General features: G+C 71.5%; 6 protein-coding genes. 2 read left to right on the top strand and 4 right to left on the bottom strand.

Annotation, left to right across the window (positions count from 1 at the left end; genetic code table 11):
• A partial coding sequence (locus HG543_RS46640; protein ID WP_439332619.1) for a hypothetical protein occupies nt 1-1166 on the bottom strand: 1166 nt, incomplete at its 3' end.
• A 497-nt stretch (nt 1167-1663) separates the two neighbouring features.
• On the opposite strand from HG543_RS46640, the gene HG543_RS46635 reads away from it, so the two are divergent.
• Nucleotides 1664-6628, top strand: coding sequence for an ATP-binding protein (locus tag HG543_RS46635; protein WP_169351431.1), 4965 nt, complete (start codon nt 1664-1666; stop codon nt 6626-6628).
• A gap of 18 nt (nt 6629-6646) precedes the next feature.
• Here the strand turns inward: HG543_RS46635 and HG543_RS46630 are convergent, their stop codons facing one another.
• From HG543_RS46630 to HG543_RS55990, 3 genes are all read right to left on the bottom strand, one after another.
• Nucleotides 6647-7675 (bottom strand): class I SAM-dependent methyltransferase, encoded by a 1029-nt coding sequence (locus HG543_RS46630; protein ID WP_246357794.1) that lies wholly within the window; start codon nt 7673-7675, stop codon nt 6647-6649.
• A 65-nt stretch (nt 7676-7740) separates the two neighbouring features.
• The gene (locus HG543_RS46625; protein ID WP_169351430.1) at nt 7741-8268 is read right to left on the bottom strand and encodes a cyclic di-GMP-binding domain-containing protein, MshE-related; all 528 of its coding nucleotides are present in this window, start codon (nt 8266-8268) and stop codon (nt 7741-7743) included.
• Nucleotides 8269-8501: 233 nt separating this feature from the next.
• The gene (locus HG543_RS55990; protein ID WP_246357793.1) at nt 8502-8675 is read right to left on the bottom strand and encodes a hypothetical protein; all 174 of its coding nucleotides are present in this window, start codon (nt 8673-8675) and stop codon (nt 8502-8504) included.
• Between HG543_RS55990 and HG543_RS46620 the strand changes: the two genes are divergently transcribed.
• A complete protein-coding gene (locus HG543_RS46620; protein ID WP_246357792.1) occupies nt 8674-10473 on the top strand; it encodes a S9 family peptidase in 1800 nt (599 codons plus the stop codon). The genes HG543_RS55990 and HG543_RS46620 overlap by 2 nt on opposite strands.
• Nucleotides 10474-10610 lie beyond the last annotated feature (137 nt).

The raw sequence follows: 10610 nt of genomic DNA, 5'->3' as shown, positions 1-10610 counted from the left end.
CCCACCCCCAGCCCCTTCAACGCCACTTCCAGGCTGCGCTCGAAGAGCTGCACCGCGACGCGCCCGTCCACGTCGAAGCGGCCCCAGGTGAAGGCCTCCGCGCCCAGCGACAATCGCAGGTGCCGGTAGAGCCCGCCGTAGCTCTCCGCATCCCAACCCACCACCGCCTCCCCATAGAAGGAGAAGCCGTCCGGCAAGGGCGCCTCGGCCAGTGGCACGCCGTCAGGGCCCGCCGCTCGGAATCGCGCCAGCTCGTAGTCCGGGCCGAAGAAGCCCTGCCGGAAGCCGCCGTGTTGCCTGCGCATCTCCAGCCGCAGCGTCAGGTCCAGCGCTGGAGTCACCGCATCGGCACCCGCGCCCACCACCGCGCCCCACACTCCTCCCTCGCCCGGTCGTCCTCCCCAGCCCGCGACCACGAGCGCTTCAAAGCCCGGACGCACCAGCACCACGGCGGTCGCGTCCAGGTGCGCCAACGTTACCGAGGGAGCTCGTCCTCCCACCCTGCCCCAGTCATGCACGGCGGACAGTGCCAGCGTGTAGCGCCCCTTCTCCTTCGGCCTGCCAAAGAGGACGTGCTGCACGTCCAGGGAGAACTCCGCCCCCATCAGCCGCGCGCCCAGCACGTCCGAGACAAAGGCTTCCGTGTAGAGCGGGCCCGCTGTGCCGGTGAGGAAGCCTCCGGCCGGGTGATAGTCGGGATTCGTCCGGTTGGAGTAGCGCCGCACGAGGTGGCCCGTGAGCAGGCTGTAGTCCTCCAGCGCGCCGAACCACACCCCCAGCGGCGCGTTGTCGGAGCCCAGCTTGAGCCCGCGCACCAGCTGGCCCCAGTCCGAGAGGCTGTCCCAGTCCTGCCGCCGAACGACGCTCGCCCCCTCACCGCCACCCCACAAGCGCAGCCGCACAGGTGCGCCCACGTTGACGCCGAACTCCGGACCGCCGTCGAGGATGAACGTCGGCTCGATTTGAACGAACCCTTCCTCCGCGCCCGTGCCCGCGCGAGGAAGCAGCGCCCATGCCGTCGCCTCCAAACGCATCAGGGAGTACCACCTGCGAGCTGGAGGTGCCGGTGAGGGCGCGGCCTCCTCGGGGACGGGAGGCTCCGAGGCCCCTCCCGTCATCGGCAGCAGCCACAGCAACAGAATTCCCACCCACCGGCGTCTTCCCATCGCGTGCGCCTCCTGGACGTGATCCCCGAGCGAGAAGCAAAACCGTGCAATACCTGCCCAGTCCGACAAATACGCCGGACCGGAGGCACTTGCGCAGCGTGGGGCTGTACTGCCGTCCCACCGCGCGGCGTGTCCCCTCATCGGAGGCGGTCGTCACCTCGTCCGGGTCGCACGTCGAAGCGAACCTCTTCCTTCTCGCGCACTCCCCCCACGCGCGGAGCCCTCCGTGCTCCACCTCACCCCGTCCCCCGACGCACGGGAGAGCCAGCCTCCCGGGCAGGCGCCTGTCTGCCCGCCCGGGCTCCGGCCCACCTGCACGGGGTGTGCAATGGGCCCGGGAAGCGCCACATGTGTAGCTGTTGAAGTCCCAGGCAGCGTACGGGGACCGTGCGCCTGTCTCCCCCTTGGCACCGTTCATTCCGGCACCCAAGGTTGTTGGAGGGACGCACGGCCGACCGTCTCGCAGGGGCGAGGCGGCTTGGGGGCGAGGGCATTGAATGGCTGAGGGCTTCCAATACGCCGGCGTCGCTCCCGGAGAGCCTCAACCCGGGCGTCGGCTTGGCAACAGGTTCGAGCTGGTCCAGCGCCTGAAGACGGGCCGGGGCATCTCTACCTGGAGCGGGAACGACCTGCGCACCGGCGAGCGGGTGGTCGTCAAGGTGACGTCCGCCGTGGCGCTCGCCGCGGCCGCCCGGCATCGCCTGGAGCACGAGGCCGCCGTCCTCGCGCGGATGGACAGCCCCTTCGTCGTCCGCGTCGTCCATCTGGGCATCTCGGGCGAACTGCTCTACCTCGTGACGCCCTGGCTCCAGGGCGAGACGCTCGAGGAGCGCCTGTCCGCGGGGCCGCTCCCGGTGCCCGAGGCGCTCACCCTGGGCCGCTGCCTCCTCGCCGCGCTGGCGGAGGTCCACCGCCACGGCGTCCTCCACCGCGACGTGAAGCCCTCCAACATCCTGGTGCGCGGGGAACCCCTCGACCGCGCCACGCTCGTGGACTTCGGCCTGTCGCGCAGCGAGCGGCTGGACCCCTCCCTGCGCGACCTCCCCGTGGGCACCGCGCGCTACCTCTCCCCGGAGCAGGCCGGCCTGCTCAACCGGCCCGTGGAGGCCACGTCGGACCTGTACTCGGTGGGCATCGTCCTCTTCGAGGCGCTCTCGGGCCGGCCCGCGTTCGACGGCGCCTCCGTGGGCGAGGTGCTGCGCCAACACCTGGCGGCGCGGCCCCGGCTGCGCACGGTGGGCGTGGAGGTACCGCGCGCGCTGGAGGAGCTCATCGCCCGCCTGCTGCAGACGGACCCGCAGGACCGCTACCAGTCCGCGGAGTCCGCGCTCGCGGACCTGCGAGACATCGAGGACGCGCTGGCGCACGGGCAGGCGGAGCCGGAGCTCGTCACCGGCGCGCATGACCACCGCCGCAGCCTCGCCGAGCCCTCCTTCGTCGGCCGCCAGGAGGAGGTGGCCACGCTGGAGCGCGAGCTGGACCGCACCCGTCAGGACCCGGGCCGGCTGGCCATCATCGAGGGCGAGTCCGGCGGCGGCAAGAGCCGCCTCCTGGAGGAGCTGTCCGCGCGCGCCCTCCAGCACCGCGCGTGGGTGCTGCACGGGCAGGCGCTGGACCAGGCCGCCCAGCGCCCCTTCCAGCTCTTCGCCGGCGTGGCCACGGGCATCACCGCCGCCATGAAGGAGCGGCCCGCGCTGGCGGAGCTCCTGCGCGAGCGGCTCGCGGGCCAGGAGGCCGGGTTGTGCACGGTGCTGCCGCAACTGGAGCCCGCGCTGTGCCCCATGCCGCAGGGCGGAGGCCAGGGCCTGGGGCCGGAGTCGCTCGGCGAGAGCCGCAGCATCTGGGCGCTCACGGCGCTCCTGGGCGCGCTGGGCACGGAGGACGAGCCCGCGGTGGTGGTGCTGGACGACTGCCAGTGGGCGGACGAGCTGACGCTGCGGGCGCTGGAGGGCTGGTCGCTCGCGCGCCGCCAGGCCCGGGGCCGCGTGCTCGTCGTCCTCTCCTTCCGCAGCGAGGAGATTGGCCCCACGCACGTGCTGCGGCGGCTGGCTCCCACCGCGCACCTGCGCCTGTCCGCCTTCGGCCCCGCGGACGTGGCGCGCCTGGCCGAGTCCATGGCCGGCGCCCTGCCCCCCGAGGCCATCGACCTGGTGACGCGCCTGTCCGAGGGCAACCCCTTCATGGCCAGCGCCGTGCTGCACGGCCTCGTCGAGGACGGCGTGCTGGTGCCCGGCGCCGCCGGCTGGGAGGTGCAGCCCGAGGCCATGGCGCACGCGCGCTCCTCGCGACAAGCGGCCACCTTCCTCGTGCGGCGCCTGCGCCTCCTGCCCCCGGAGGCCCTGCGCCTTTTGTCGGTGGGCGCGGTGCTGGGCAAGTCCTTCGACGCGGTGCGCATGGCGGCCCTGGCCGGCACCTCCACGGAGCAGGTGGTGGGCGCGCTGGACGAGCCGCGCCGCCGGCACATGCTGTGGACGGAGGGCACGCGCTACACCTTCGTCCACGACAAGCTGCGCGAGGTGCTGCTGGACATGCTGACGCCGCAGGAGCGGCGCGAGCTGCACCGGCTGGCGGCACGGACGGCCGCGAAGGCCACCCCGCAGGACCCCTTCGAGCTGGCCTACCACTTCGACGCCGCGGGCGAGTACTCGCAGGCGCTGCCCTACGCGCTGCTGGCCGCGGAGCAGGCCCGCCAGCGCTTCGCCCTGGAGACGTCGGAGCTCAACTACCGCATCGCCGAGCGGGGCGCGCCCGGCGCGGACGCGGGCACCCGCTTCCGCATCGCCTCCGGCCTGGGCAACGTCCTCATGCTGCGCGGCCGCTACGAGGAGTCGCGGCAGCAGCTGGAGCGCGCCCAGTCGCTCGCGCGGGACAAGCCGGAGCAGGCCCGCATCCTCGGGCAGCTGGGAGAGCTGGCCTTCAAGCGCGGCGACTTCGGTCAGGCCAACACGTACCTGGAGCAGAGCCTCAAGCTCCTGGGGCGCTGGGTGCCTCCGCGCGGCCTGCTCACCGGCGCCAGCTCCATCTGGGAAATCCTGTCGCAGGCGGGCCACACCCTGGCGCCGCGCGTGTTCCTCGCGCGCCGGCCGCTGGAGCGCGGCGAGAAGGACATGCTGGCCGTCCAGCTCTACAGCCGGCTGGCCTATGGCTACTGGTACCGCCGCGGGCGCATGGCCGTGCTGTGGGCGCACCTGCGGGACTTGAACCTGGCCGAGCGCTACCCGCCCACGCCGGAACTGGCGCAGGCGTACTCGGCGCACTCGCCCGCGCTCACCACCCTGCCCTGGTTCAGCCGCGCGTACGCCTACGCGGAGAAGTCCCTGGCCCTGCGCCGGGAGCAGGGCGACGTGTGGGGCCAGGGCCAGTCCCTGCACTTCTACGGGCTGGCCTTCTACGCCTCGTCGCGCTTCCGGGACTGCATCGAGAAGTGCCGCGAGGCGGTGCGCCTGCTGGGGCGCACCGGCGACCCGTGGGAGGTGAACAACGCCAACTTCCAGATCGCCATGTCCCTCTACCGGCTGGGCAGGCTGAAGGAGGCACTGGAGACGAGCCAGCAACTGCACGCGGCGGCGCTCGCGCTGGGAGACCGCTACGCGCTGCGGCTGGGCCTGGAGGCCTGGGCGAAGGCCGCGGGGGGCCGCATCCCCGGCTCCCTCCTGGAGAGCGAGCTGACGAACCCGGACCAGCCGGACCCGCAGAGCCACGCGGGCGTCCTCCAGGCGGAGGCCATCCGCCTCTTGCACCTGGGTGACGCGGCGGGCGCGGTGGAGGTGCTGGAGCGCGCCCAGCGCATCGCCGACGACGCGCACCTGCGCCAGGAGTACGTGGCCCCCATCGGCCCGTGGCTGGCCACCGCGCTGCGCCAGCTCGCCGAGGGCACCTCCAGCCTGCACCCGGCCCGCCGCGAGGCGCTGCTGGAGCGCGCCGACGACGTGGCGAAGCGCGCCCACCACACCGCGCGCACCTACCACAACAACCTCCCCCACGCGCTGCGCGAGCGGGGCCTCCTGGCCGCCATGCGCGGTCACCCCCGGCGCGCGCGCCGCTTCCTGGAGCAGGCCCTGCGCGTGGCGGAGACGCAGGAGATGCGCCAGGAGCGCGCGCTGACGATGAAGGCGCGCGGCGAGCTGGGAAGGGCGCTGGACTGGCCCGGCGCCGTCGAGGACCTGGCCGAGGCCACGCGCGAGCTGGAGGAAATCGAGGAGGGCATCGCCCCGAAGGAGGCCGAGCGCGGCAACGGCGTGGGCACGCTGTCGCTGGTGGACCGCTTCCCGCGCGTGCTGGATGCCGGCCGCAGGCTGGCCTCCGCCCTGTCCCGCGAGGCCGTCTTCGAGGCCGCGCGCGAGTCGATGATGGAGCTGCTGCGCGCCGAGCACTGCGTGGTGCTGGACCCGCGGAATCTGTTGTCCGACGAGGAGGTGGAGGCCCAGCGCATCAGCCGCACCGCCCTGTCCCGCGCCATGGAGACGGGCCGCATCGCCGTCATGGGCCAGGGGCTGCCCGGCGGTGTCAGCGAGAGCATGGAGCTGCTCGGCGTGCGCTCGCTCTTGTGCGCGCCCATCCAGGTGCGCAGCAAGACGGTGGCCTGCGTGGTGGCCAGCCACCGGCAGGTGGGCGCGCTGTTCGGCGATGACGAGGAGCGGCTGGCGGAGTTCGTCACCGTGCTGGCCGGCGCCGCGCTGGAGAACGCGGAGAACTTCGCCCGCATCGCCGCCCTCTCCGAGGAGCAGGGCCGCCTGTACCGCGCCGAGCAGGAGGCGGTGCGCCGCCGCGACGACTTCCTCTCCATCGCCGCGCACGAGCTGAAGACGCCGCTCACCTCGCTGCAGCTCCACATCCAGGGGCTCCAGTCCCAGGTGCGCGCCGGCACGCAGAAGCCCCTGTCCCCGGAGAAGCTCTCCACCAAGCTGGAGTCCGCCTTCGCCCAGACGCAGCGCCTGGGGCGGCTGGTGAGCGACCTGCTGGACATCTCGCGCATCGCCCAGGGCCAGCTGCAAATCAAGCTGGAGGACGTGGACCTGGTGCCGCTGGTGCGCGGGCAGCTGGAGCGCAGCCGCGAGGCGCTCGCCCGCGCCGAATGCCCCCTCCACTTCCACACCTCCTCACCCTCGCTGGTGGGGCGCTGGGACGCGATGCGGCTGGAGCAGGTGGTGGGCAACCTCGTCGCCAACGCCATGAAGTACGGCGCGGGCAAGCCCATCGACGTCCTCATCGAGCACGAGGACGGGCGGGTCCGGCTGAAGGTGCGCGACAACGGCATCGGCATCGCGGAGGAGGACCGCGAGCGCATCTTCGAGCGCTTCGAGCGCGCCGTGTCCGTGCGCCACTACGGCGGCTTCGGCCTGGGCCTGTGGATTGTCCGCGAAATCGTGCAGGCCCTGGGCGGCACCATCACCGTGGACAGCACCCCGGGCCACGGCTCCACCTTCACCGTCACCCTGCCCCGCTCCGGGCCCGTGCACTGACAGCACGGGCCCCGGGCCCTAGCGGCGCGTCAGCTCCAGGTAGATGACGTTGTCCTGGCTGTCCCGGTACAGGCGCAGGGAGGCGAGCTGGTCCATGGGCACCTCGCCCAAGAGCGCGCGCATGTCGTCCTCCTCGCGGTAGATGAGCCACCAGTCCATGAAGGCCTCCATGTAGCCCGTCTCCGGAGGGTACCGCGCGAAGTTGGCCACCAGGATGCGGCCGCCCGAGCGCAACATGCCGAACAGGAGCCCGGTGAGGCGCGTGGCCACCGGGTCCGACAGGTAGTCGTACAGGCCCGCCGAGTAGACGAAGTCCATGTCCTGGAACGTCGTCTTGCCGGACAGGAGCGAGCGCACCGAGCCGGCGACGGGCTTCACCACGCCATGCGGGTTGTGGTGCGAAATCTCCGCGAGGCTCAGCGCGTCCTGGTCGAAGGCGATGAGCTCGGCGATGCGCCGCTCCGCCACCGCCACGGACGTCTCCGCCTCGCGCAGGTGGCCGCACGCCACGGAGAGGATGCGCGCCTCTCCCGGAACGCGCTCGGCCGTCTCGTCGATGGCCCGCGCCAGCAGCTCGCGCCGCTCACGCACGCTGAGCGAGCTGGGCTGGGCATGCATGTACCGGTAGATTTCACGGCCCGCGTGCAGCTCGTCGGACGCGTGGTCCATGTAGAGGTAGTCGATGAGGACCGCGTCTCCCGCGTACCCGCGCGGGCGTTCCCAGGCGCGGCGCGTGAAGGGGCACTGGTGCAGGAAGGGCCGCAGCGGGTGCTTCTTCGCCGTCTCCTTGCAGAACTTCCGCCAGACCTCCGGACTCCAACGCCGCCGCAGCGTGAGCAGCCCCAGGTGCAGCGAGTGCATGTTCTGCCACAGCACCTCGTCCGGGCCCTGCACCATCCGCTCATAGACGTTGTCGAGCCATCTCCGCGCCTCCGCCAATACGTCATCGAACGGGGGGTCCGCTGGCGCGGCGACCAGCCGGTTGCGCTCGCCCGGACGGACGGTGGAGACGCTGCTGCTGGCGAAAGAGCTCTGGGATTCGTGCATCGCCAACAGAACGCGGAAGGGGCCGGCTTTCACTTCCCCTGGAAATGGGCTTCCACCTTCTCGTGTTACAGGCGTTCAGGTTGGAGCTCGACCCCTCGTGTGATTTCCAGGCGGGTACCCTCGTCCGGGGGCAGCTCGATGGGCGCCAGCTCTCGGGGGCCGGACACGCCGTGCCAACGCAGCGTGCGTTCGATGTCCTCCAGCAGCGCGAGGACCGGACGCACCGTGAAGTTGGTGACGAACGCCAGGTCATCCAGCCGCGCGAGGTCCTCCGGCTGGTGGGTGGCCACGTAGAGGGTCCCCCGGGTGCCGTGCCAATCGGCGCGCAGCGGGCACACCTTCAAGCGGGCGAGCACCTCGGGGGCCACGCTCGCCACCACCGCGGCGGGCACCTTCGCCATCGCCTCGCCCCGAACGAAGGGCACCCCGAGCTGCCTCGACCGCGCCCGCAGCACCTGCTCCGGCGTGAGCACCCGCAAGTGGACGAGTGCCTCGCCCAGCCGGCAGTTCCACCGCGCCTGGTACGTCAGCGCCGTGGCCACCTGCGCCTCCGTCACCAGTCCCAGACGGACCAACAGCTCTCCCAACCGCATCCGGCGCACGCTCCACCCCCCGCGCCCATCTGCATCGCGTCACGCGGAAGTGCGTACGGCGTGCCACCGCGTGGCTCAGTGCTTCCGCGCGGTTGCGAGGGGCTTTCACAGGGCGGGTGAAACCTTTTCCGCGTGGGGGCTCCACAAATGACGGAAATGTCGGGTCCCAGCCTTGAACGGCGCGAGCGTTGCGCCACAGTCCTCCGCCCGACGGGAGCAGCCGCCTCCCGTACCTACGCGTCGTCTGGAGGCTCGATGCCGTCCTGGTCCAGGTTGTCCTTCGCGCTCGCCACCTTCGTACTCGCCCCCGCTGTCTCGCTGTCCGCCCCGGCGCCGGCCACGAAGCCCACCACGGCTGCCCGCCCCTCCTCGCGGTCGCCGAAGCAGTACACCATCGACCAGTTCATGAAGACGACGGACGTGCTCGGCGCGTCCTTCTCCCCCGACGAGAAGCGGGTGCTCTTCACGTCCAACCAGACGGGCGTCTTCAACGTCTTCTCCGTCCCGGTTGCGGGCGGCAAGCCCACGCAGCTGACGCGCTCCACCACGGATGCCACCTTCGCGGTGGGCTACTTCCCGAAGGACGAGCGCGTGCTCTTCTCCCGCGACCAGGGCGGCAACGAGCTGACGCACCTCTACGTGCGCACCCCGGACGGCCAGGAGCAGGACCTCACCCCGGGCGACAAGCACCGCGCCACCTTCCACGGCTGGAGCCATGACGGCTCCGCCTTCTACGTCCAGAGCAACGAGCGCGAGCCGGGCGCCATGGACGTCTACCGCTACGACGCCAGGACGTACGCGCGCACCCTCTTCTTCCAGAATGACGGCGGCTACGCGGTGGGCGCCGTGTCTCCGGACGAGAAGTGGCTCTCCCTGGACAAGCCCAACAGCCTGGCCGACGGCGACGTGCACCTCTACAACGTCGCCACGAAGGAGCTGAAGCACCTCACCCCGCACAAGGGCACCGCCACCTGGAAGTCCGCCACCTTCGACCCGGCGTCCACGGCCCTGTACCTGCTCACCAACGAGGGCACCGAGTTCACCCGCGTGGTGCGCTACGTGCTGGCCACCGGGAAGCTGGAGGAGGTGGAGAAGGCGGACTGGGACGTGGAGTACACGACCCTCTCCAGAAAGGGCGCCTGGCGCGTCACCGGCTTCAACGAGCATGGCCGCATCGTCATCCGCGTCCATGACGTGAAGGCCCACAAGCCGCTGGCGCTGCCCCGGCTTCCCGGGGGCGCCATCACCGACGTGGTGCTGGCCCCGAGCGAGAAGCGCATGGCCTTCTACGTGAATGGCGACCGCTCACCGCCGAACCTCCACGTCTACGACTTCGCCACGAAGAAGACCACGCGGCTGACGGACACGCTCAGCCCCGACATCGACGCGGACGACCTGGTGGACTCGGAGGTGGTGGGCTTCCCGTCCTTCGACGGGCTGAAGATTCACGCCGTCCTCTACAAGCCGCATCAGGCCACGCCGGAGAACAAGCTGCCCGCGCTCGTCTGGGCTCCCGGCGGGCCGGGGCAGGGGACGTACCGGGGCTACCTCGGCTTCATCCAGTACCTCGTCAACGCCGGCTACGTGGTGCTCAGCGTCAACAACCGGGGTACCGCCGGCTACGGCAAGACGTTCTTCACCGCCGATGACCAGAAGCACGGCCGCGAGCCGCTGCGCGACCTCGTGGAGTCGCGGAAGTACCTCGCCAGCCTGCCGTACGTGGACGGCTCGCGCGTGGGCATCTTCGGTGCCAGCTACGGCGGCTACCAGACGCTGTCCGCCCTGGCCTTCCACCCGGACGCCTTCGACGTGGGCGTGGACGTCTTCGGCATCTCCGACTGGCTGAGCGCGCTGAAGGAGCTGCCGCCCGTCGCCTTCCGCGACGCGCTCTACCAGGAGGTCGGCAACCCGGAGACGCAGGAGGAGATGCTGCGCGCCGTCTCGCCGCTCTTCCACGCGGAGAAGATTCGCAAGCCGCTGCTCGTCATCCAGGGCGCCAACGACCCGCGCGTGAAGAAGGCGCAGTCGGACGCAATCGTCCAGGCCGTGCGGCGTAACAAGGTGCCAGTGGACTACATGGTCCTCGAGAACGAGGGCCATGGCTTCAGCACCAAGAAGAGCGAGGCAGACACGTCCGTGCGCATCCGCGAGTTCCTGGACACGCACCTCAAGAACGCGCCCGTCCCCGCCCCGCCGAAGAACTGAGTACCTTCCCGGCGGGCCCGCTTCCGGAGCCCGCCTTTTTCGTCCCCCGCACGCAGTCTGGAGGTCGCATGCCGTCCTGGCCCACCTTGTCCCGAGCACTCACCGCCGTGGCGCTCCTCCCCACCCTGGCGCTGGCC

Source organism: Pyxidicoccus fallax (genome assembly GCF_012933655.1).
Classification (GTDB): Bacteria; Myxococcota; Myxococcia; order Myxococcales; family Myxococcaceae; genus Myxococcus; species Myxococcus fallax.
The sequence above is the reverse complement of the archived record's forward strand: the minus strand, read 5'-3'. Positions and strand labels throughout refer to the sequence as shown.

Bases quoted from the DNA above. Each gene is read 5' to 3' on its own strand.
- HG543_RS55990 (WP_246357793.1), bottom strand. From the start codon at position 8,675: ATGAACTGGTCGATGGTGTACTGCTTCGGCGACCGCGAGGAGGGGCGG.
- HG543_RS46620 (WP_246357792.1), top strand. From the start codon at position 8,674: ATGAAGACGACGGACGTGCTCGGCGCGTCCTTCTCCCCCGACGAGAAG.
- HG543_RS46635 (WP_169351431.1), top strand. From the start codon at position 1,664: ATGGCTGAGGGCTTCCAATACGCCGGCGTCGCTCCCGGAGAGCCTCAA.
- HG543_RS46630 (WP_246357794.1), bottom strand. From the start codon at position 7,675: ATGCACGAATCCCAGAGCTCTTTCGCCAGCAGCAGCGTCTCCACCGTC.
- HG543_RS46625 (WP_169351430.1), bottom strand. From the start codon at position 8,268: ATGCGGTTGGGAGAGCTGTTGGTCCGTCTGGGACTGGTGACGGAGGCG.